This is a genomic window from Halorientalis pallida (assembly GCF_004118325.1).
Lineage (GTDB): Archaea > Halobacteriota > Halobacteria > Halobacteriales > Haloarculaceae > Halorientalis > Halorientalis pallida.
In genome coordinates, this window is sequence record NZ_RDFA01000004.1 from 1 (window position 1) to 22,520 (window position 22,520).

Annotated in this window: 20 protein-coding genes; 10 read left to right on the top strand and 10 right to left on the bottom strand. The window is 66.2% G+C overall.

What is annotated here, in order from left to right; all coding sequences use genetic code 11:
- Window positions 1–54: 54 nt before the first annotated feature.
- A complete protein-coding gene (locus tag EAF64_RS11590; RefSeq protein ID WP_129069158.1) occupies window positions 55–1,821 on the bottom strand; it encodes a 2-oxoacid:acceptor oxidoreductase subunit alpha in 1,767 nt (588 codons plus the stop codon).
- 142 nt (window positions 1,822–1,963) lie between these two features.
- On the opposite strand from EAF64_RS11590, the gene EAF64_RS11595 reads away from it, so the two are divergent.
- From EAF64_RS11595 to EAF64_RS11615, 5 genes are all read left to right on the top strand, one after another.
- Complete coding sequence (locus EAF64_RS11595; RefSeq protein WP_129069159.1) at window positions 1,964–2,605, top strand: FAD-dependent oxidoreductase; 642 nt, start codon at window positions 1,964–1,966, stop codon at window positions 2,603–2,605.
- Between the two features lie 52 nt (window positions 2,606–2,657).
- A complete protein-coding gene (locus EAF64_RS11600) occupies window positions 2,658–3,044 on the top strand; it encodes a hypothetical protein (RefSeq protein ID WP_129069160.1) in 387 nt (128 codons plus the stop codon).
- A 44-nt stretch (window positions 3,045–3,088) separates the two neighbouring features.
- Window positions 3,089–4,042 carry an alpha/beta fold hydrolase gene (locus tag EAF64_RS11605; protein WP_129069161.1) on the top strand — a complete coding sequence of 318 codons (954 nt, stop codon included), beginning with the start codon at window positions 3,089–3,091 and terminating at the stop codon, window positions 4,040–4,042.
- Window positions 4,043–4,097: 55 nt separating this feature from the next.
- Window positions 4,098–4,676, top strand: coding sequence for an NUDIX hydrolase (locus EAF64_RS11610; RefSeq protein ID WP_129069162.1), 579 nt, complete (start codon window positions 4,098–4,100; stop codon window positions 4,674–4,676).
- Window positions 4,677–4,779: 103 nt separating this feature from the next.
- Window positions 4,780–6,609, top strand: a complete 1,830-nt coding sequence (locus EAF64_RS11615; RefSeq protein ID WP_129069163.1) for a histidine kinase N-terminal 7TM domain-containing protein — start codon at window positions 4,780–4,782, stop codon at window positions 6,607–6,609.
- On the opposite strand, the gene mce is transcribed toward EAF64_RS11615, so the two are convergent.
- A complete protein-coding gene (mce, locus tag EAF64_RS11620) occupies window positions 6,606–6,992 on the bottom strand; it encodes a methylmalonyl-CoA epimerase (protein WP_129069164.1) in 387 nt (128 codons plus the stop codon). The two genes, EAF64_RS11615 and mce, sit on opposite strands and share 4 nt — an antisense overlap.
- Window positions 6,993–7,099: 107 nt before the next feature.
- Between mce and EAF64_RS11625 the strand changes: the two genes are divergently transcribed.
- Entirely contained in the window at window positions 7,100–7,828 is a 729-nt protein-coding gene (locus tag EAF64_RS11625) for a GNAT family N-acetyltransferase (RefSeq protein ID WP_129069165.1), read from the top strand.
- 12 nt (window positions 7,829–7,840) lie between these two features.
- Here EAF64_RS11625 and EAF64_RS11630 read toward each other — a convergent pair whose 3' ends face one another.
- The 4 genes from EAF64_RS11630 to EAF64_RS11645 all read right to left on the bottom strand — a co-directional run bounded on the left by EAF64_RS11630 (window position 7,841) and on the right by EAF64_RS11645 (window position 11,017).
- Complete coding sequence (locus tag EAF64_RS11630; RefSeq protein ID WP_129069166.1) at window positions 7,841–8,032, bottom strand: helix-turn-helix transcriptional regulator; 192 nt, start codon at window positions 8,030–8,032, stop codon at window positions 7,841–7,843.
- The gene (locus EAF64_RS11635) at window positions 8,029–8,448 is read right to left on the bottom strand and encodes a DUF2178 domain-containing protein (RefSeq protein WP_129069167.1); all 420 of its coding nucleotides are present in this window, start codon (window positions 8,446–8,448) and stop codon (window positions 8,029–8,031) included. Before EAF64_RS11635 ends, EAF64_RS11630 begins: the two co-directional genes overlap by 4 nt.
- A gap of 127 nt (window positions 8,449–8,575) precedes the next feature.
- The gene (locus tag EAF64_RS11640; RefSeq protein ID WP_129069168.1) at window positions 8,576–10,255 is read right to left on the bottom strand and encodes an acyl-CoA mutase large subunit family protein; all 1,680 of its coding nucleotides are present in this window, start codon (window positions 10,253–10,255) and stop codon (window positions 8,576–8,578) included.
- A 180-nt stretch (window positions 10,256–10,435) separates the two neighbouring features.
- Window positions 10,436–11,017, bottom strand: a complete 582-nt coding sequence (locus EAF64_RS11645) for a GNAT family N-acetyltransferase (protein ID WP_129069169.1) — start codon at window positions 11,015–11,017, stop codon at window positions 10,436–10,438.
- A gap of 151 nt (window positions 11,018–11,168) precedes the next feature.
- On the opposite strand from EAF64_RS11645, the gene EAF64_RS20995 reads away from it, so the two are divergent.
- The 4 genes from EAF64_RS20995 (at window position 11,169) to EAF64_RS11660 (ending at window position 17,341) form a co-directional block, all read left to right on the top strand.
- The gene (locus EAF64_RS20995; protein WP_193767659.1) at window positions 11,169–12,026 is read left to right on the top strand and encodes a DUF7551 domain-containing protein; all 858 of its coding nucleotides are present in this window, start codon (window positions 11,169–11,171) and stop codon (window positions 12,024–12,026) included.
- Window positions 12,027–12,133: 107 nt separating this feature from the next.
- The gene (locus EAF64_RS21000; RefSeq protein ID WP_193767660.1) at window positions 12,134–13,288 is read left to right on the top strand and encodes a PAS domain-containing response regulator; all 1,155 of its coding nucleotides are present in this window, start codon (window positions 12,134–12,136) and stop codon (window positions 13,286–13,288) included.
- A gap of 127 nt (window positions 13,289–13,415) precedes the next feature.
- On the top strand, window positions 13,416–15,536 hold the full coding sequence (locus EAF64_RS11655) for an AMP-binding protein (RefSeq protein WP_129069171.1): 2,121 nt from the start codon (window positions 13,416–13,418) through the stop codon (window positions 15,534–15,536).
- A 59-nt stretch (window positions 15,537–15,595) separates the two neighbouring features.
- Window positions 15,596–17,341: a histidine kinase N-terminal 7TM domain-containing protein gene (locus tag EAF64_RS11660; RefSeq protein WP_129069172.1), complete on the top strand. Its 1,746-nt coding sequence runs from the start codon at window positions 15,596–15,598 to the stop codon at window positions 17,339–17,341.
- A 7-nt stretch (window positions 17,342–17,348) separates the two neighbouring features.
- On the opposite strand, the gene EAF64_RS11665 is transcribed toward EAF64_RS11660, so the two are convergent.
- The 4 genes from EAF64_RS11665 to EAF64_RS11680 all read right to left on the bottom strand — a co-directional run bounded on the left by EAF64_RS11665 (window position 17,349) and on the right by EAF64_RS11680 (window position 22,501).
- The gene (locus tag EAF64_RS11665) at window positions 17,349–18,047 is read right to left on the bottom strand and encodes a hypothetical protein (protein WP_129069173.1); all 699 of its coding nucleotides are present in this window, start codon (window positions 18,045–18,047) and stop codon (window positions 17,349–17,351) included.
- 239 nt (window positions 18,048–18,286) lie between these two features.
- On the bottom strand, window positions 18,287–19,441 hold the full coding sequence (gene dnaJ / locus EAF64_RS11670) for a molecular chaperone DnaJ (protein ID WP_129069174.1): 1,155 nt from the start codon (window positions 19,439–19,441) through the stop codon (window positions 18,287–18,289).
- Between the two features lie 223 nt (window positions 19,442–19,664).
- Window positions 19,665–21,611, bottom strand: a complete 1,947-nt coding sequence (gene dnaK, locus EAF64_RS11675) for a molecular chaperone DnaK (protein WP_129069175.1) — start codon at window positions 21,609–21,611, stop codon at window positions 19,665–19,667.
- Between the two features lie 176 nt (window positions 21,612–21,787).
- Window positions 21,788–22,501: a nucleotide exchange factor GrpE gene (locus EAF64_RS11680; RefSeq protein WP_129069176.1), complete on the bottom strand. Its 714-nt coding sequence runs from the start codon at window positions 22,499–22,501 to the stop codon at window positions 21,788–21,790.
- Window positions 22,502–22,520: the final 19 nt, after the last annotated feature.

Below are 22,520 nucleotides of genomic sequence, written 5' to 3' on the forward strand. Positions count from 1 at the left end.
ACCACGTCGGCTGCTTGTCGGATTTGAAGTCCGTGAATCTGATCTCGGAGCTCATTATTCTGCCTCCACCTCGGTCGGTTCGCCGAGTTTCGCCTCGATTTCCGCTGCGAGTTCGTCGGCCTTGAATCGCACGCCGTTGTACTTGTTGACACGCTTGACCCGCGTCAGCGTGTCGTGTTCGAGGAGGTCCGCGAACTGGCCCGTGGAGTTACACTCCACGACGATGACCTCGCTCGCGGCCTCGATCTCCTCGGACAGGTCCGGACGGGGATGGATGTACGGCACCGAGATGAAGCGTACGTCGGTGCCACGCTCGTCGAGGAAGCCGAGGGCCTCTCGCATCGCGCCCTCGTTCGACCCCCACGAGATGACCAGGGTGTCGGCGTCCGGGTCACCGTACTCGCGGTAGTCCCAGTCTTCCTCCTCGCGGGCGGTGTCGACTTTCTGCTGGCGTTTGTCGACCTGCTCGATGCGCACGTCCGTGTCCTCGGTCCGGCGGCCGAGTTCGTCGTGTTCGAGCCCGGTCGTCATGTGTGCGCCGCCGTCGGTCCCCGGGAAGGTCCGCGGGCTGACGCCGTCGGCGCTCGGGAAGTGGGGCTGGAACTGCCCTTTCTCGTTTTGCCAGTCCGAAATCGAGTCCGCGCCGACGACCTTCCCGCGGTCGATCTCGACCGCGTCCATGTCGAAGGTCTCCGGCGGGAACGTCTGCTCGGACACCGACATGGCCAGGTCCGAAACCAGGAAGACCGGCGTCTGATACTTCTCGGCGAGGTTGAACGCCTCGATGGTCTTCCAGAAACACTCCGAGATGCTGGTCGGGGCGACGATGAAGCGTGGAACTTCGCCGTGCCCACCGTACAGGGCCATGTTGAGGTCGCCCTGTTCCTGTTTGGTCGGCATCCCGGTCGAAGGACCCGAGCGCTGGACGTCGGTGATGACCAGCGGCGTCTCGCTGGTGGCCACGAGCCCGAACGTCTCGGTCATCAGGTCGATCCCGGCACCGGACGTGGCGGTCATCGCCCGCGCACCGGCCCGTGCCGCGCCGAGTGCCATGTTGATGGCCGCGAGTTCGTCTTCGGCCTGGACGACCTTCCCGCCGTAGGAGTCGAGCCGGCCGGTCAGGTACTCCATGATGCTGGTCGCCGGCGTGATCGGGTAGCCCGAATAGAACCGGCAACCGGCGGCGATGGCACCCATGCCGAGCGCTTCGTTGCCGTTCAGGAGGACGTAGTCGTTGTCGGTGGTCTCGACGTCGTAGTCGGCGTCGTAGTCACACTCCTCCTGGACGTACTCCTGGCCCAGGCGGGCGGCCGTCTTGTTGTTCTCGACGATGGCCTGACCCTTGTCTTTGAACCGCTTGTCCAGCGATTCGTCGAGGTTCTCGATGGGGAAGTTCGTCACCTCACAGGCGGCCCCGAGCGCGACGATGTTGCGCATGATGGCGCCACCGGCGTCCTCCGCCAGCGACTTCAGGGGCACGTCGAGTCCGATCATTCCTTCGGGAATCTCGACGTCCTGCATCGTGGTTCGCTCGCCGTCGTAGATGATGACGCTCCCCTCGTGGAGCTCGTTCATGTTCTCGTCGATGGTTCGCTCGGTGAGCGCGATGAGAATGTCGAGTCTGTCGACCACACTCTCGACTTGCTCGACCGAGGTGCGTATCTTGTACGCCGTGTACCCACCACGGATACGCGACGCGAAGTCCTTGGAGGTGAAGACGTGGCGACCGGCACGGGACAGAGCTTGTGCGAAAATCTTGCCCGTAGAGTCGATCCCGTCGCCAGCTTCACCGCCGATGGCCCAATTGAGGTCCGCGGGCATACTAGCGACCAGCTACCCAGCCACGACGCAAAAGCCTTCTGCAATAGGTGTTCAGGCCTGCAAATCGATCAGTTAAATGACTGTACGTCCATTTCTCTCCGGATCGAAAGCACCTTTCGGCAAGGGCCCTCAGAGGAGAAATATGGAAGACGAACCCGTCTCCGTCGCCGCCGTCACGTCGGTCGGTCAGAACGCCATCGCCATCGCCTTCGAGTCGCCCGCCGATTTCTCGGCCCGTCCGGGGCAGTTCGTCAAGCTCGTCGCCGAGGTCGACGGCGAACGCGAGAGCCGGTTTTACACCATCTCCTCCTCTGACGTGGAAGACACCTTCGAGGTCACCGTCGAGATCGACCCCGACGGGGCGCTCGGCCCGATCCTCGCCGAGCTGGAAGCCGGCGACACCGTGACGATCTCCGGCCCCTACGGCAACGCCTACTACGAGGACGAACCCCGGGCAGTGATTCTCGCAGGCGGTCCGGGCGTCGGTCCCGCGGTCGGCATCGCCCGTCGCACGCTCGCGGACGGCAACGAAGCCGCCATCGTCTACCGAGACGACGACCCCATCCACGAGGACGCCCTCGACGACCTCGCTGCCGAGGGCGTCACGGTCCACGTGCTCGACGCAGACGACGACATGGGCGAGGCCACGACCGAGGTCTTGTCCCACGACGAGGGCGAACAGGTGTTCGTGTACGGCTTCGCCGACTTCCTCGACGCCGCGACGACGGCCATCGACGCGGCCGGCGGCAACCCCGACGCCGCCAAGGTCGAGAACTTCGGCTAGCCCGGCGAAACACGGGTGAGGTTTAACCCACGCCGGTCGGTACTCGGTGGCGATGCACGCGTGTCGGTGGGCCCGCCTCGCGGGCCGGATCGGTGCCTGTCTGCTCCTCGTGAGCGCGGTCACGGTACTCGCCACTCCGGGAGCCGCCTTCGGCGCGGCGACCGTCCAGGCCCAGGAGACCGCCAACGGGACGGCCACGAACGCGACCGGCAACGGCTCCCAGCTCCAGACGGCCGCCAGTGACGGCGACGACGGCGGCGGTGGGATCGTCGGGACCCTGCTGGGGCTCGTCGATGGGCTGTTCGGGCTCCTCGGCGGTGTCGTTGGCGTCCTCCTCGGTTTCCTCGACAGTACCGTCGGCCACGCGCTGGTCGGGATTCCGCTGGGGATCTACCTCGGCCTGAAGATCATCGCGCTCTACCTGGAGTACTACGAGTAGCCGCGTCCCGAACCGTTATTCGGGGGGCGACACCACGGTGGGGCATGGGACTGCGCGACGCGCTCGGCGAGTGGTTCGGGGGCGGCGACGAGACGGCGACGAAACCGGGCCCCGAAGGGTCCGACGCACTCGAGCTGGCGGCGGAGATCGCCGCGAACCCCCGAACCGTCACCCTCCGTGACGGCCGGGAGCTTGGCTACGCGACCGTGGGCGACCCCGACGGCGACCCCCTGCTATTGTTCCACGGGTTCCCCAACTCCCGGGTGTTTGCGGCGGCGTTCGACGCGGTGGGACGCGAGCAGGGCGTCCGCGTGATCGCCCCCGAACGGCCGGGGGTCGGCGTCTCCGACCCTGACCCGGATCGGACCCTGACCGACTGGCCGGCCGACGTGGCGGATCTGTCTGATGCGCTCGACCTCGACGGATTTCCCGTCCTCGGGATCTCCGCCGGCGGCCCCTACGCCGCAGCGACGGCGGCGCTGCTCGACCAGCGCGTCGAGCGAGCGGGGATCGTCTGTGGCCTCGGCCCGATGGCGGCGGTCGGTCTCCGGGATCGGCTCTGGTACTACAGCGCCCGTTTCCTGTCGCCAGCGACGAAACTCGGGCTGTGGCTCGGCGGCCGGCAGGCCCTCGACGACCGGGACGCCTTCCTCGAATCGATGGCCGACAGCGCCGCGCCGGCGGACGGGCCGGTCTGGACGGGCGAGTTGGGGAAAGTCGTCCACGCGAGCATGGTGGAATCGCGCCGCCACCACGGCCTCGATCCGCTGGTAACCGAGACGGCCCTGTTCGGCCGGCCGTGGGGCTTCGACCTCGGAGCGATTTCCGTTCCGACGTGGCTGTGGTACGGGAAAGAAGACACCGTCGTCCCACCGGCGATGGGGCTGTTCCTGGCCGACGCCATCCCGACCGCCGAATCGCACTTCTACCCCGACCTGGGGCACCTCTCGACGGTCGCGGAGACCGAACGCGAGGTCTTCGAGACGCTCTCGGGCTGAGTCGTTCTGCCGGGTCGGAGGACATTTCAGTGCGAACGAAAAGGGTGGAACGAAGATGGCTCGCGACGTGAATCGGACGGAGGTCGACCGGCGGCAGGACCGACTGCTGTCGGAGTACGACGACGTGCCCGTCCGGGAGGAACACGAGGAGGTCCCCGCCGACGTGTTTCCGGAGTTGCGCGACCTGGCCACGGAAGGGTACACCGGCGGCGGCTACGTCTGGGTGGTCCGCGAGCCCCCCGAGACGGCACCCCTCTCGGAGTCGCTCCCGGCCGACATCCAAGAGGACCGGCGCGTCCTGATGATCCTCTCGCGGGGGTCGACCCGGTGGGGCCTGCCCGGCGGCGGCCGGGAGTGTGGCGAGTCCTACGAGGAGGCCGCGGTCCGAGAGGTCCGGGAGGAGACCGGAATCGACTGTCGGATCGTCGACCCGTTCCTGATCCGGCGCCGGGTCAGCGTTTCGAAAGGTGATCACGACGAACGGCTCCACACGCTGTGGGTCTTCTTCGACGGTCGCTACGAGGGGGGCCACCTCGCCATCCAACCGGGCGAGCTCAACGGTGCAGCGTGGTTCGCCCAGCCACCCGCGCGGATGCACCCCGAGGGCGAGTTCCGCGCCGCGGACTGGGACTGACCGTTATCAGTGTCGATAATACGGGAAGTACTTTTTACTCCGTCAAGAAACATATTCGTTCAAGAGACACTGCCTCCGAGAGGCAGATGTACCGATCACGCCAATGTTCCAGTACAGTGTCTACGTCCCCCTGCTGTTGCTCGTCGCGGGTATCTCCGCAGCGGCCGCATACTATGGGTACGCAAAGCGCGACCGGCGGGGAGTCATCTGGTACGCCGGAGCGATGGCCAGCATCGCGGCGTGGTCGCTGTTTCTGGGCCTGACGGTGGCGGGGACGAGCTACCAGTGGAAACTGGTCTTCTTCTCGGGGTTTCTCGTCTCGAGTGTGTCCCTCTGTAGCTGCTGGTTTTTGTTCGCGGCCGCTTACACAGGACACTACGACAGATTGCCGCGCTATCTGCCCCATGCGCTCCTCGTCGTCCCGTTCGTGTACGTCCCGGCGACGCTGACGAACCCAGCACACGACCTGGTGATCGTGAACCCTCGACTCGTCACGGAGAACGGAACGGTGTTACTGGCCTACGATGCCTGGGGCCCGGTCGCCTGGGGATTCGTCGGGCTGACCTACACGTTGCTGGTGACGGCGACCGCTCTCCTGTTCCGGAAGGCCCTGCACTCCCGGAACGTCTACCGGAAGCTGAGTCTGGTCCTCGGGTTCGGTGGCCTGTCGATGTGGATCGGGAACGTGATCACCATCGCCGGGTTCAGCCCGTTCCCGCACATGATGATCGTTCCACTGTCGTTTCTCTTCTGGGGGGCAGTCGGACTCGTAATCTTCACGAGTATCAGATTCGTCCAGATGATCCCGATCAACGCCATCCTCGCCCGGTTCAGTTCGCGGTTCGACGACGTGTTGCCGCTGGCGCGTGACTTCGTGATCGAGGAGATCGATAGCGGCGTCATGATCCTCGACGCCGACGGGCGGATCGTCGACATCAACTCGACGGGCCGGAAGATGCTGGGACTGGAAGGCCGAGTCGTCGGCAAACCCGTCTTCGACGTGGTCGAGCTAGAGAAGTACTGGGACGACTACGAGGAGGGCGAACTGCTGGACGAACGCCGGGACCAGATCTGGGTCCAGGCATCACCGACCGAGGAACGGTGTTACGACGTCAACATCTCCGACATCGAGGACAAGAACGGGGACTTCGCCGGGCAGAGCGTTCTGCTGTACGACGTGACCGAGCAGAAAGAGCGCGAAGAACAGCTCCGCCAGCGCGAGGAGGAACTGCGCCAGCAGAAACAGGGCCTGGAACAGCAGAAACAGCAACTCGAACACCAGAACGAGCGGCTGGACCGCTTCGCCAGCATCGTCTCCCACGACCTGCGGAACCCGCTGAACGTCGCCACCGGCCACGTCGAACTGCTGGACGCCAAACTCGACGGCGAACATCGGGAGAGCGTCGACGAAATGGACACCGCCCACGAACGGATGCGGGACATCATCGACGACGCGCTCACGCTGGCCCGCTCGGGGAAGGCTATCACCGAGAAAGAGGACGTCGACGTGGGCTCGGTCGCGACCGAGGCCTGGGAGAACGTCGATACCGATCGGGCGACGCTCGATCACGACCTCGACCTCCGACTGGAGAGCGACCGGGACCGCCTGCTCAACGTCTTCGAGAACCTCTACCGGAACGCCCTCGATCACAACGACGGTGCTCTCACGATTCGGATCGGGACGCTCGCGGACGACACCGGCTTCTACGTCGAAGACGACGGCGAGGGCATCCCCGAAGACGAGCGCGACGAGGTCCTCGAACAGGGCTACACGACCCACGAGGAGGGCACTGGCCTCGGACTCGCCATCGTCCGGGACATCGTCGGGGCCCACGGCTGGGAGCTGTCCATCGCCGAAGGCCCCGAGGGCGGCGCGCGCTTCGAGATCGAGTGTTTCCGCGAGCCGGTCGAGGTCGGGACTGCGACGGCCTAGTGTTCGACGAATTCGAGCAAGACGCCACCCGTGGATTTTGGGTGCAGGAAGGCCACGTCGTGCCCCCAGGCCCCGCCTCGGGGTTCCTCGTCGATCAACTCGACACCCGCCTCCCGGGCTCGGGCCAGCGCGGCTTCGATGTCGTCGGTGGCCACCGCGAGGTGGTGGATGCCCGGGCCGTTCCGGTCGAGATACGAGGCGATGGTACCCTCGTCGTCCAGCGGTTCGAGTACCTCGAAGAAGCCGTTCTCGAGGTCGAGAAAGACCACCTGCATCCGGTCGAACTGTTCCTCGTGGGCGACCGTGGCGTCGAACAGCGTCGCGTACTGTTCGGTGAGCGCGTCGGCGTCGTCGGTCGCGATGCCCGCGTGATCGAACTGCATACCACGACTGCGAGCGGCGGGACAATCAGCCCTGCGACGGCCGCGAGTATGTGTGCGGTGTGGTAACTGTCATCAATTACTAAGACGGTTCGCCGTGACCGTGTGGTATGGAAGCACCGAAACCGGGGCGACTGGACGACGACAGGCAGCGGATCTACGAGTACGTCGAGCGCGAGGGGCGCGTCGAGCCCGAGCGGGCGCGGGCGGCACTGGGGTTCGAACACCGTCGCTTCGGCCACCACTGCTCGATGCTCAAGCGCGACGGCTACCTGACCGAGCGCGATGGCGAGTTGGAGATCGCGATGGACCCAGGCACGGCCGAGCAGTACGAGATCGACGGGCTCACGGTGACGATCCGCCCGGCCCGGCAGGACGACATCACGGGCATCGTGGGCACCCTCCGGCAGGTCGCCGGCGAGGGGAGCTACATCGAAGCGGAGAGCGTCGCCCAGCAACTCGACTACGAGGACTCCCTGCTCCGGCACAACGAGTTCGAGTCCCGCGTGTTCTTCGTCGCCACCGTGGGCGATGAGGTCGTCGGGTGGGTCCACCTGGAGATTCCCGAGCTCGACAAACTCCACCACACCGCGGAGTTGACCATCGGACTGGTCGAGGCCCACCGCGGTCACGGGATCGGGAGTCGCCTGCTGGAGCACGGCCTCGACTGGGCCGAGGAGATGGACCTGACGAAGGTGTACAACAGTTTCCCGGCGACCAACGAGGGTGCGATCGAGTTCTTCGAGGCCCACGGCGGGGCGGTCGAAGCCGTCCGCGAGGACCACTACCGGATCGACGGCGAACCGGTCGACGAGGTGATGATGGCGGTCACGCTGTAGCGTCAGGGGGACCTACTCCGGGTCGAAGATGTCCTCGATCCGGCACTCGAAGTAGGCGGCCAGCTCGAAGGCCAGTTCCAGCGAGGGGTCGTACCGGCCGCGCTCGATGGAGTTGATCGTCTGTCGGGTCACGTCTACCTCGGCGGCCAGGTCGGCCTGGCTCAGGTCGTGCTCCTCGCGCCGGTCGCGCAGGTCGTTTTTCATGCGTTGTAGCGAACGACGGTGTAGACGACCCCCCACAGCAGAAAGAGGGCGGAGTAGGCGTAGATTCCGCCCCAGACGACCGGGGGGATGGTGTAGTAACCGAGGTTGTCGAGCAGGTAGAGGCCGATCACGACGGGGAGGCCGATGTAGGCAGCGATCATGATTGTCGCGCCGCTTGCCCGCTCGTTGAGCCGCTGTTCCCGTTCGTCCGTCAGCTGGACGGAACTCGCGAACTGCAAGTACAGCAGGGCCGCGATTCCGCCGAGGCAGGCGACCGCGTACACGACGAGGCCGGCGAGGGTCTGGTCGAGCAACATTCCGGCGAAGAAACTCACGATCCCCACCGCGAAGACGGCCATGATGATTCGATTGTACCGCTGTCCTCTGCGCGCTGGATGTTCCTGTGTCGTCGACATGGTTTTCAGGGCGGTGTAAAGCGACGTTTCCGTAAAAGTCGCTTTACAGTAAAGGAGACTTTACACAGCTACTTAATTCTGTCGCTGGTCGAACAGCTCCCGAAACCCGGATCGAGAAGGTGCCCCGTCAGATACCGCCGCCCTGGTACTCGCCGAACACGTCGCGCATGGCGTCACAGATCTCGCCGGTCGTGGCGTAGACCTTGACGGCGTCGATGAGGTACGGCATCAGGTTGTCGCCCTCGCGGGCGGCCTCGCGGACGGCGTCGAGTTTGGCCTCGACGGCCTCGTCGTCGCGGTCCTCGCGGACCTCGGCTAACGTCTCCTGTTGTTGGGCTTCGAGGGCCTCGTCGACCTCCTCGATGTCCACGTCTTCCTCCTCCTCGACCTGGTACTCGTTGACGCCGACGATGACCCGTTCGCCCTCCTCCTGTTCGCGCTGGCGCTCGAAGGCCACGTCCTGGATCTCGCGCTGGACCCACTGGTCCTCGATGGCCGGGAGCATCCCGCCCTTGCCGTCGATCCGATCCAGAATCTCGAAGGCCTCGTCCGCCAGGTCGTCGGTCAGACTCTCGACGTAGTAACTGCCGCCCAGCGGATCGATGGTGTCGGCCGCGCCCGACTCTTCGGCGAGAATCTGCTGGGTCCGCAGTGCGGTCCGGACGCTCTCCTCGGTCGGGAGGCCGACGGCCTCGTCTTTCCCGTTGGTGTGGAGACTCTGGGTCCCGCCCAGCACCGCCGCGAGCGCCTGGTACGCCACGCGGACGACGTTGTTCTCGACCTGCTGGGCCGTCAGCGTCGACCCCGCGGTCTGGGTGTGGAACTTCAGTTGCTTGGATTTGGGGTTCTGAGCGTCGAACCGCTCCTCCATGATCCGGTACCACATCCGCCGGGCCGCGCGGAACTTCGCGACCTCTTCGAGGACATTGTTGTAAGAGGCGAAAAAGAAGGACAGCTGGGGCGCGAAGTCGTCCACGTCCAGCCCGGCCTCGATGGCGGCCTCGACGTACTCGATGCCGTTCCCGAGGGTGAAGGCGATCTCCTGGGCCGCGGTCGACCCGGCCTCCCGGACGTGGTACCCCGAGATGGAGATGGTGTTGAAGTTGGGGACTTCCTCGGCGCAGAACTCGAAGATGTCCGTGATGATCCGCATCGAGGGCTCGGGCGGGTAGATGTAGGTGTTGCGCGCGATGTACTCCTTGAGCACGTCGTTTTGAATGGTGCCCCGGAGTTCCTCCCGGTCGACGCCCTGCTTGTCGCCGACGGCGATGTACATGGCCAAGAGGACCGACGCGGGTGCGTTGATGGTCATCGACGTGGAGACTTCGTCCAGCGGGATACCCCCGAAGACGGTCTCCATGTCAGAGAGCGAGTCGATGGCGACGCCGGTCTTGCCCACCTCGCCGGCGGCCATCGTGTTGTCCGAATCGTACCCCATCTGCGTCGGCAGGTCGAATGCCATCGAGAGGCCGGTCTGCCCCTCGTCGAGCAGGTAGTGGAACCGCTCGTTGGTCTCCGTGGCCGTCCCCATGCCGGCGTACTGGCGCATGGTCCAGAGCCGGCCGCGATACATCGTCGGGTAGACGCCGCGGGTGTAGGGCTCGTCACCGGGGAAACCCAGATCCTCCCCGTAGTCGAGGTCGGCCACGTCCGCGGGCGTGTACAGGCGGTCTACGGTCTGTCCCTCCGTGTCGGTCGTGAACGTCTCCTTGCGCTCACCGAACCGCTCGACGGTCGGCGCGACCGACTCCTCGTCCCAGTCGGCCTTGGCCGAACGGATCTCCTGGAGCTCCTCGTCGTCGAACATGTGCTTTCAGAAACGGAGCAGCCGTGTATAAGCGTTGTTTGAGGTTTCCGGGAATTTATGTGTTCGAGAGGCCGCCAGCGGCGACGCTCCGACGACGCAGGGGGCCCGTCCGAGCCCCTGGGGCTGGGCGCGGAGCCCGGAGCAGTGGTGAACGCCCAGTACTCGGCCGACGGCCGGTACTCACCGGCCGGTGTCGTACTTGTAGGTCGCTTCCTCGGGATCGATGCCGAAGTCCTCCGGGCCTTCCTCGGGTTCGGCGTCGCCCTCGTCGGCGGCGGCGCGTTTGAACGCCTCCCGGAACTTCCGGGGCATCCGGAACTCCGCGACGGTGAGCGCCATCGGGACCGCGTCGGGCGCGGTCGTCTCGCGCTTTTCCTCCAGCCGCCCCTGGAGTTTCTCCGGGAGCGCCCCGGCGTCGATGGGGTCGAACTCGAACTGTCGGAGGTAGTCCGGTTCGTCGGTCAGCGCGTAGACGGTCTCGAACCCGTCGTCGCCGGCCTTCTGGATCAGCCGTTCGACGACGTGTGCGCCGACGCCCTGTCCGCGCCAGTCGTCGAGGACACCGATGGAGGTGAGTTCACAGACCGCCTCGTCGTCGGTCTTGTGGACGCGGATGCGCCCGAAGCCCGCCTTCTCGTTGGTCTCCTCGTCGATGGCGATGACGTAGTCGCGCGAGCGAAACGCCGTCTCGTCCAGGGCCATGTCCTCGATGTGATCCAGAAGCCAGACCTCCTCACGGTTTTTCGCGTCCCGGACGTACATACCCAGCCCTTGGCCACGCCCGGCTAAAAACGTTGGCAGGGTTCGCAGGCGGCCCATCGCGCCATGCTCGGTCGAACCGCTCGCCCGCGGACGACCGTCCGCTTCTCCGACCGTAACCTATTTTCGCCGCGTTGTTTTAGGTATGCCTAAAATGGTCGGTGACACTCTCTCGAAGATCAGGGCGCGGATCGATGACCTGACGGTCGAGGGCGGGGAGTACTGGGTCGTCTGTGGGCGGACCGGCGTCTGTCCGGTCCCGGTCGCCGGGGCGCGGTTCCCGGACCGCGAGACCGCCGACCGGGCGGCGGAGGCCGCGGCCGCCTACCGGGCCGTCTTACGCCGATGGGACCCACGAGCACCGTGTTACGACTTCATCGCTTGCGAGGAGCCCAGCCGGGCGGCCAGGACGGTGACGCCGCCCGTGACGGGCGGAACGGCGTCGCTGACGGGGTTCTGTCACGACGTGGCCGCAGCCGTGTTCGAGACGCTCTCTGCGGAGGGGTACGCCAACCTGGAGTCGTCGATCATGGACGTGTACTGCGAGACCGCCGACGCCATCGACGACCCCGACGACCTCTGTCTGCACCTCCTGCGGACCCTCTCGTTCGAGCTCGGCGCCAGGCTCACCGACGACGAACAGAGCGCCGTCCTCGGGGGGGCAGCGACGGAAATCGCCGAGCCCGACGACAGCGACCGGCCGCTGGACGCGACCCTCCGGCGGTTACAGCGTCTCGACATCGTCGACGAGTACGCCGTCGACGCACACGCCGATTCGTCGGCCGGCAGCGCCTGGACGGTGACGATCACCGACTACGCGCTCACCGCCCGGTCGGCCTCGTTGCCGACGCTCCCCATCGCTATCGACCTGCTTGGTCGCCTGCCCGGCCCGGCGCTGACGCTGTCCGACCCCCACCGACTCGACGACGGAGAGTGGCGGTTCGACCTCGCGGTAGCCGAGGACGGCGAGTCGGGCGGACTGGTGCGCGTCCAGGCCGACGGCACTGCGTAACGGAGCGGCGAGCGACGGTCCGGATCAGGTTACTCCGAGGGGACACCAGTTCCGAGCGTGATAATTCGGTCCAAGTGTTTATCAGCTATCTTAGTTTAGCCCGAGACATGGCTGCCTTCGGGTCGGTTTCGACGACCGTCCTCTACGTCGGTTCCGACGGCGACGTCGTCGAGCGGGCGGTCTCGCTCCTCGACGAGAACAGCGAGGCGGCAGCGGTCACGGCTGTGCCGGAGATCACGGACGCACTCGCGGCAGTCACCGAGTCCAGGGCCGACTGCGTTGTGAGCGAGTACGACCTCCCGGACGGGACCGCGACCGACCTCGTAGCACGACTCCGCGAGGAGGACCCTGCGCTCCCCATCCTCGTTCTGACCGAGGAGGCCGACCACGCCGCCGAGAGCGTCGAGGCGGGGGCCACGGACGCGCTCACGACCGAGATGGCCACCGCAAGCGAGGAACTGCTGGCCGGCCGTATCGAGGGAGCGCTCGGGCACGGTGGCGCGGCGGAGACGCCGATGACGGGCCGCCAGTACCGGACGCTCATCGAGCACGCAGAAGACATCGTGACCGTCGTCGCACCAGACGGCACCATCGAGTACCAGAGTCCCTCGGTCGAGCGGATTCTCGGCTGGGACCCCGGCGAACTCGTCGGCGAGTACGTGTTCAACTTCGTCCACCCGGACGACCGCGAGGCGATGCGCGGGCGGTTCATCGACCTCACCGATCAACAGGGGACCGTCATCGAGGGCGTCACGTTCCGGTTCAAACGAGCCGACGGCTCGTGGGCGTGGGTCGAAACAGTCGGGAGCAACCGGAAGGACACGACCGTCGGTGGTTACGTCTTCAACTCCCGGGAGATCACGGAGCGCCGGGAACGCGAGCGGGAACTGGAGCGCTACGAGACGGTCGTCGAGGCCATTCCCGACGAGGTGTACACGCTCGACGACCAGGGCGTCATCACGTCGGTCGTCCCGCCCGCCGGTCGCGACTCGACCGTCGCCGGCTACGAACCCGACGAACTCGTCGGCGAACCGGTCTCGACCGTCATGGAAGACGACGACATCGCCACGGCCGAATCCCTGATCCGTAAGTTGCTCACCGGCGACGGTACGCGCGGGTGCTTCGAGATGACCCTCGTCACGAAGTCGGGGGCCCGCATCCCGTTCGAGAACCACGTCGCCGTCCTGCCGTCCGACGACGGCTTCCGCGGGACCGTCGGCATCCTCCGGAACATCGCCGACACGTCGGCGTCCGAACAGTAGCTCGCGGGCGTCTCGACGCTGCGTTCCGACTGGGGGCCGCCCCCAGGCACCGCCGGCTCTCGGCCTCCCACCGACACGTCCTCCCGTCGGGGGAAGCTACTTTAGCGGGTCGACGGAATACCGGACCATGGCATCAGAGTCCCTCGCCGATCTCGACGAGATCATCCACGAACCGAGCCGGGAGTTCGTCGAGTCGACCAACGTCTGGGAGTTCATGCAGACTTACGACATCGACGACTACGAGGAACTGATCGAGCGAACCACCACAGCGATCGACGACGTCCCCGAATCCGGGGTCGACTGGTTCTGGGACGAACTCGTCGACTACCTCGGAATCGAGTTCTACGAGGAGTACGACACCGTCCGGGACGATAGCGGGGCGCGGCGCGCCCCGGACAATGCGAGCGGTGAAACCGCGAGCCACGGGGGCCCGCAGTTCACCGACTGGTACCCCGGCGGCGAGATCAACGTCGCCCACAACGTCGTGGACCGCCACGCCGCCTCCGACGCGGAGCGCCGGAACAAGGTCGCGACCATCTGGGAGGGCGAGGACGGCGAGATCAGGGAAGTCACCTTCCACGAACTCCACCGCCAGGCCAACCAGGTGGCCAACGCCCTCGAAGAACGGGGTATCGGAACCGGCGACACCGTTGGCCTGTACATGCCGATGGTCCCCGAGGTCGTCTCGATCCTCTACGGCTGTTTCAAGATCGGTGCCATCGCCGTCCCCATCTTCTCGGGCTTCGGTGTCGACGCCACCGCCACGCGCATCGAGGACCCCGAGTGTTCGGTCCTCGTGACCGGCGACGGCTTCCTCCGCCGGGGGGATCCGGTCACGCTCAAAGAGACCGCCGACGAGGCCATCGCGCAGGCCGACACCGACGTGGAATCGGTGCTCGTCTACGACCGCCTGGGGGCGAGCGACCCGGACACGGACCTCTCGATCCCGATGACCGACGGCCGCGACGAGTGGTGGGACGAGGCCGTCGCCACCCAGTCCGACGACTACGACACCAAGTCGCTCCCCAGTGATCAGGAGTCGATGCTGCTGTACTCCTCGGGAACCACCGGCAAGCCCAAAGGGATCGTCCACACGCACGCCGGCGTCCAGACACAGTGTGCCAAGGAACTGTACTTCGGGTTCGACCTGAAGCCCGCCGATCGCTTCTTCTGGGTCAGCGACATCGGCTGGATGATGGGGCCCTGGACCCTGATCGGGAACCACACCTTCGGCGGGACCATCTTCATGTACGAGGGCGCGCCCGACCACCCCGAGCCCGACCGGTTCTGGGAGATGATCGACCGCCACGACCTCACCCAGTTCGGGATCTCCCCGACCGCGATCCGCGCACTCCGCAAGCAGGGCGACGAGTGGGTCGAGGGCCACGACCTCTCCAGCCTGCGCCTGCTGGGTTCGACGGGCGAGCCCTGGGACCCCGAGTCCTGGCAGTGGTTCCACGAGACCGTCGGCGGGGGCGACACGCCCATCATCAACATCTCCGGGGGCACCGAGATCTGTGGCTGTTTCCTCATGCCGATGCCGATCAACGACCTCAAGCCCTGTACACTCGGTGGACCCGGACTGGGCATGGACGTCGACATCGTGGATTCGGACGGCGAGTCGATCGAAGACACTCACGAGCGAGGCTATCTGGTCGCGCGTGACTCCTGCCCCTCGATGACGAAGTCCCTCTGGAGCGGCGACGAGCGCTATCTCCAGGAGTACTGGTCGACCTGGGACGATACGTGGGACCACGGCGACTGGGCCCAGAAGGACGAAGACGGCTTCTGGTTCCTCCACGGCCGAGCCGACGACGCGCTGAACGTCGCCGGCCGCAAGGTCGGCCCCGCCGAGGTCGAGGGCGCGGCGATGGACCACGACGCCGTCAACCAGGCCGCCGCGATCGGTGCCGACGACGACACCACCGGGACCGCCGTCGTCCTCTACGTCATCGTCGAGGACAGCTGGGACGACCGGGATGAGTCCCAGGAGAGTCGAGCGGCGGAGCCGCGAGACGGCGTCGAGGCCAGCGACGACCTCCGCGAGGAGGTCCGCGAGCAGGTCGGCGCGGAACTGGGCAAACCGTTCCGGCCCCGGGAAGTCCTGTTCGTCGAGGATTTCCCGAAGACCCAGTCGGGCAAGATCATCCGCCGCGCGGTCGAGGCCACCTACGAGGGAGAGGACCTGGGTGACCTCTCCTCCATCGAGAACCCCGCCGCGCTGGAGGCCATCGAGGACGCGCGATAGTTACAACATCTGAGAATCGCGGACGAACACTTAGGCTGGTCGACCGGTCCGTATGAGGTATGCCCCCCTGGCTGTGGCTGTTCCAGGCGGCGCTGGTTCTGACCGGGGGACTGTCGGCACTGCTCGCGTACTACACCTGGGACAACCGCGAGCGGATCGGTGCACTGCCGCTGTGTGCCACCATGGTCGGCGAACTCGTCTGGATCGGGGCGCTGCTGGTCGGGACCGCCGTCCGGGGCACACCGACGGCAGTCTTCGCCTACCAGTTCGTCGTCCCCGGTTCGAACCTGGTGGTCGTCGGCTTCTTCGTGTTTGTCCTTGAGTACACCAACCGCGAGGAGTGGGTGCGACCCCGGTACTTGCTGGCGCTCTCGGTCGTGCCGGTCGCCGCGACCCTCGTCGCGTTCACGAACCCGATCCACGGCCGCTTTTTTACAGTCGCTGGACTCGACGCGACGCGACCGACTGGGTACCTGATCGAACCGGGCCTCGGGTTCCTCTCGAACACCGTCTTCACGTACTCGCTGGTCACAGCCGGAACGATCATGCTGCTGGGCTTCGCGGTCGACGCCGCCGCGACGTACCGCTACCAGACGGGGGCGATGCTTGTCGCCGTCGTCGTCCCCTGGATCAGCCACGTCCTCAGGACCCTGGGGCTGGTCCCGGCGGGCGTGACGCCGATCGCGTTCGCCGTCACCGGCGGCGCACTGGTCTGGGCGGTCTCCCGGGCACAGTTGCTCGACCTCGTACCCGTCGGCCGTCACCGTGTCATCGACGACCTCAGCGCTGGTGTGTTCACCGTCGACCGCGAAGGCCGGCTCGTCGATATCAACCCGATGGGGCGGCGGTTCTTCCGACTCGATCCCGAAGAACGGGTCGTCGGGGAGCACGTCGAGGACGTCCTCGCCGACTACCCGACGGTTCGCAACTACTACGTCGCAGTCGCCGACCTCGGCGAGGAGGTGCAGTTCCAGGCGGGCCTGGACGGCCGCTACTACGAGATCGAGGCGTTTCCGCTGCGCGACGCACGCGACCGCCACGTGGGACAGACGATCATCGTCCGTGACGTGACCGAACGGACCGAGCGCGAGCAGGAACTCGAACGTCAGAACGAACGGCTCGAACGGTTCGCCAGCGTCGTCTCCCACGACCTCCGGAACCCGCTGAGCGTCATCAGCGGCCGCGCCGAGGTCGCCCGCGAGGCCGACGACGTGGACCCGCACCTCGACTCCATCGTCGAGAGCGCCGACCGGATGGGCGAGATCATCGACGACGTCCTCGCGCTGACCCGCGACGGGGCGTTGACCCGCGAACCCGTCGCCGTCGCCGCCCTCGCGAGCGAGGCCTGGGCCCACATCGACTCCGGCGGCGCCACCCTCGTCGCGATCACCGACGAGACGGTCCGCGCGGATCGGTCCCAGCTGTCCCAGGCCTTCGAGAACCTCTTCCGGAACGCTATCGAGCACGGCTCGACGGACAATCGCGCGAAGTCCAACGACGACACCGAACACACCGACACGGACGTGACAGTCCGGGTCGGGTCGTTCACCGACGGCGAGGTGACCGGAATCTTCGTCGCCGACGACGGGGCCGGCTTCCCGACCGACGAGCGCCAACGCGTCCTCGAAGACGGGTTCTCGACGAGCGAACACGGAACCGGCCTCGGGCTGTCCGTCGTCTCGGACATCGCCGCCGGGCACGGCTGGGAGGTTCGCGTCACAGACTCGGAATCGGGCGGGGCACGGGTCGAACTCGTCACTGGCGAAGAGCCGACCGGCAGTGTCCGGCAACCCTCGACGGAGTGAACATCGCTTAGCCCAGCACGGCGTCGGGATCGAGACCAGCGGGCTCGTCACCGCCCACGACCAGCGTCGGCTCCGGGCCGTTCTGGGCCAGCAGGACCGACGCACCGACCTGCAGGGGGGCGAAGACACCCGCGACGAGCGTCCCCGGTCGAGCGAGTGACGCCCGAACCGCGACCGCGTCGTCCCCGGTCAGGTCCCGCTCGTCGACGACGCGGCCGGCGGCGGTCAGCAGGTCCTCGTGCGTGTATGTCCGGTCGGCCGTCGTCAGTGCCTGCTGGTCCGGAGCCACCGTGTCCGGCGGCATCGTCGGATTCTCGCTCCAGATGTCCCGCTCGAAGTGGATCACGTCCGGATCCGACGGCTCGTCGGCGTAGACCACGCGCTTGGTCCCGGGCTCGACGGTTAGCCCCTCGATCGCCGCGGCGGGACCTACCACCACCCGCGGGTCCCCTTCGGGCGGGAGGCCGAACCTGACGGGTGCGCCCAGAAGCGCGGCCCCGAACACGGAGAGCAGGAGTTGTGGTGCCGGGTCGGCCGCGACCGCGACGCCCCGCTCGGGCCCAACGCCGTGATACCGGAACAGGCTGGCCGTCTTCCAGGCGTCGGTACAGAACTTGTGTGCCGTGTAGGGCTGTGACCCGTCGCCGTACACCAGCGGTTCTTTCACCCGACGCTCACGCGCGACGAGATCGCCGATGACGTCCATGTCGGGTCTAACCGCCGTGTCCGCTTAAGTCGTCTGCCACGACTCCGAGTCACCGTCGGTCGGAAGCGAAAATCGGCGCGAGGCCGCCAAGGGGGGAAGGGGTGGGGTTACCAATAACGGTCGAATGACCGATACCGACCCCGCGCCGCTTGTAGTTATATATCTCGTAATATTAAGTCTAATTGTGTCGGAACGATCAAATAATTGGCCGCGCGGACGCTCGGCCGGGGAGCGAGGACTCAGAAGCTGTTTTTCAGCCGCTCGAAGAAGCCCTGCTCGACGTCGACTTCCTCGCCGCCGGCCTCGGCGAACGCTTCCAGGGCCTCGCGCTGTTCGTCGTTCAGACTCTCGGGCGTGACGACCCGGACCCGCACGAACAGGTCCCCCTGGCCGCGGCCCCGGAGTCTCGGCATCCCCTTCCCCTCGAGCCTGAAGACCTCGCCGCTCTGGGTGTGTTTCGGAATCTCGAGTTCGACGGTGCCGTCGAGCGTCGACACCGCGACTGCGTCGCCGAAGACGGCCTGGGGGAACGAGATGGCGTACTCGTGATAGAGGTCCTCGCCCTCCCGGTCGAACTCGGGGTGGTCCTCGATGGCCACTTCGATCAGCAGGTCGCCGTTACGACCCCCGTCTTCGCCCGGCGCACCCTCACCCTCCATTCGGAGAGTCTGCCCGTCCTGAATCCCTGCCGGAACCTCGACCGACAGCGTCACCTCGTTGCGAACCTGCCCTTTCCCGCGACACGTGTCGCAGGTCTCGCTGTAGAGGGTCCCTTCGCCCTCACACCGCCGGCAGGTCGTCGTCTGCTGGACCCGTCCCATCGGCGTCTGCTGGACCCGGGTGACCTGCCCGCGACCCTCACACTCGGGACAGGTCCGCGATTCGCTGTCGGGTGGGTGCCCGTCGCCGTGACAGTCGGGACAGTTCTCCGGTCGGGTGATGGCGAGCTGTTTCTCGACGCCGCTCGCGGCTTCTTCGAGCGAGATAGAGAGCTCCGTCCGGAGGTCGGTCCCCTGTCGAGCGCCGCCACGACCGCCACCACCGCCGAAGAACTGCTCGAAGATGTCGCCCATGTCGCCGAAGGGACCACCCTGTCCGAACGGGTCGCCACCGGCACCGCGCTGACCGCCTGCCCCGCCGCCAGCGCCGCCGAACCCGCCCTGTTTCTGGGCCTGCTGGAACCGCTCGTGGCCCAGGCGGTCGTAGGCCTGCCGTTTCTCCTCGTCGGTCAGGACCTCCTTCGCCGTCTTGGCTTTCTTGAACTTCTCTTCGGCGTTCGGATCGTCGCTCACGTCGGGATGGTACTCCCGTGCCTTCTCACGATAGGCCTGCTTGATCTCGTCCTCGCTGGCGTCTCGCGACACCCCGAGTACGTCGTAGAAATCCTCGCTCATTCGTTGTCCCACCCTATTCGATTGAGATACTTGAAAAGAACGGGTCCGTCACTCGGGCCAGCGACGACTCGTCTTACTCGTCCTCGTCCGATTCGAAGCGCTCGCTTCGCTCGCTCTTTGAAACACCGATAGACTCGCTTCGCTCGTCTATCGAGCCGACGAAAGCGACTCAGTTTTCGTCGTTTTCGTCGACGTCACCAGAACGCGAAGCGTTCTGGTTGGCTCAAGAGGACGACTCCTCGTCGTCCTCTTGAACGTCCTCGAAGTCCGCGTCGACGTACTCTTCGTCGCCGCCCTCGGGACCCGCACCGCCAGGGCCCGCACCGCCAGGGCCGGCACCCGGGCCAGCGCCCGCAGCACCCGCACCGCCGGGACCAGCACCGCCCGCTGCCTGCTGGGCCTGCTGCTGGTACATCTGCTTGCCGATCTCCTGAAGCTGTTCGGAGAGACTCTCGGTCGCCGACTCCAGGGCTTCGGATGCCGTCTCCAGTTCCTCGCTGTCGACGTTCTCGTACTCCTCGAGGGCCTCCTGCACGCGGTCGATCTCGGCATCGATGTCGCTCTCGAGATCGGCGTCGATCTCGTCTTCGTTCTCGTCGAGCAGTTTCTCCGCGCGCTGAATCGCCGATTCGGCCTCGTTGCGCGCCTCGACGAAGTCACGACGCTTCTGGTCTTCCTCGGCGTGTTGCTCGGCCTCCTCCTGCATCTTGTCGATCTGCTCGTCGCTGAGACCCGCGCCCCCCTCGATGGTGATCGACTGGGAGTTACCCGAGCCCTTGTCCTCGGCCTCGACGTTGACGATCCCGTTCTCGTCGATGTTGAAGCCGACCTCGATCTGCGGGGTGCCCGCGGGCGCCGGCGGGATACCCGTCAGCTGGAACTCACCGAGCAGTTCGTTCTCCTCGGCCATCTCGCGCTCACCCTGGAACACCCGTACCTGCACGGAGGTCTGGTTGTCCGCCGCGGTCGTGAAGATCTTCGACTCCTCTGTGGGAATCGTGGTGTTCTTCTCGATCAGGCGCTCGAACAGACCACCCTTGACCTCGATGCCCAGCGAGAGCGGGGTCACGTCCAGCAGGACGATGTCGTCCACGTCGCCCGAGAGGACGCCACCCTGGATGGCCGCGCCCAGCGCGACGGCCTCGTCGGGGTTGACGTTCTTCTTGGGCTCCTGGCCGGTCAGGCCCTCGACTTTCTCCTGGATCATCGGCATCCGGGTCGAGCCACCCACCAGCAGGACCTCGTCGATGTCGCTCTTGGAGTAGCCGGCGTCTTCCAGCGCCTGCTCGGTCGGGCCGACCGTCCGCTCGACCAGGTTCTCGGTCAGGGACTCGAACTTCGCGCGCGTGATCTTCTGTTCGAGGTCTTTCGGGCCGTCGTCGTCGGCCGCGATGAACGGCAGATTGACGGTGGTCTCCTTCCGGTTGGAGAGTTCGATCTTGGCCTCCTCGGCGGCCTCCGTCAGCCGCTGGAGGGCCTGCCGGTCCTCCCGGAGGTCGATGCCGTGTTCGGCCTCGAACTCGTCGGCCAGGTAGTCGATGATGGCCTCGTCCCAGTCGTCGCCACCGAGGCCGTTGTCACCGTTGGTCGCGACGACTTCGTAGACGCCGCCACCGAGATCGAGAATAGAGACGTCGAAGGTACCGCCACCGAGGTCGTAGACGAGGACGGTCTGGTCCGATTCGTCGTCCAGTCCGTAGGCCATCGAGGCCGCCGTCGGTTCGTTGATGATCCGGTCGACCTCGAACCCGGCGATCTCGCCGGCGTCTTTGGTGGCCTGGCGCTGGCGGTCGCTGAAGTACGCCGGGACCGTGATGACGGCCTTTTCGATCTCGTCACCCAGGTACTCCTCGGCGTCGCGTTTGATCTTCTGGAGGGTCATCGCCGAGACCTGTTCGGGCGTGTAATCCTCGCCGTCCATCTCGACGGTGTACCCGTCTTCGCCCATGTGGCGTTTGATAGACTGGATCGTGTTGTCCGGGTTCTGTACGGCCTGGTTTTTCGCCGGTTTCCCGACGAGTTGCTCGCCGTCTTCGGTGAAGGCAACGATCGAGGGTGTCGTCCGGTCACCCTCGCTGTTGACGATAATCTCCGGGTCGCCCCCCTCCATCACCGCGAAGGCGCTGTTGGTGGTACCGAGGTCGATACCGAGAATTTTGTTGCTCGCCATGTTGTCCCCACCTACCGGTCTGAATCGGTTAAAAGTTGCTAGATTGGAGAGGATCGAACCCGACCGCTCCCACCGCTTCCGGCGTTTTAGCCCGCGAGGACGGGGAGTGACCGGGAGTTATATTACGCACCGCAATCAGCGCGGAGCTGGACGAGACCTCCGCAGAGGGACCGGCCTCACTCCTCGCTGACGGTGACCTGCGCGGTGCGTATGACCTTGTCGGCCATCTCGTAGCCCGGCCGGTGGACCTCGGCGATGGTGCCGGCCGGCTGGTCGGACTCGACGCGGAGCAGGACCTCGTGACGCTGCGGATCCACGTCCTGACCCGGTTCGGGTTCGATTTCCGTGACGTTCTCCTGTCGCAGTTCCTCGTCGAACTGCCGGAGCGTGGCCTCGATCCCGTCGCGGATGTCGGCGCCCTCGTCCTGTTCCAGAGCGCGTTTCAGGTTATCCCGCACGTCGAGCAGGCGTTCCACGAGGTCCTCGGTGGCCCGCTGTTTCTCGTCCTCGCGGCGCTTTTTCATCCGCTTCTTGTAGTTTTGGAAGTCCGCCTTCGTCCGGGCGAGTTTGGACTCGAGCTCTTCTGCCTTCTCCTCCCGAGTCTCCAGTTCCGACTCCAGAGAGTCGACGCGCATCCGGAGCGACGCGATCTCGTTGGCCAGCTGCTCGTCGTCGGCCGAGGCGACGCGGTCGAGCAGGTCCCCGCCGGCCTCGAAGTCCTCGCTGGCGTCGTCGCTCCCCTCGCCGTCCTCGGCGACGTCGTCGAGCGAGTCCCACTCCGCTGCGCTCGTCCCGTCGGCGGACGCCTCGTCGTCGGGGGATGCGTCCGCCGCGTCGTCGGCTGCCGGCTCGTCGGCGTCGTCCGTTCCGGAGGCGTCCTGCTCACTCATGTCCGTACAGTGCTCCGCG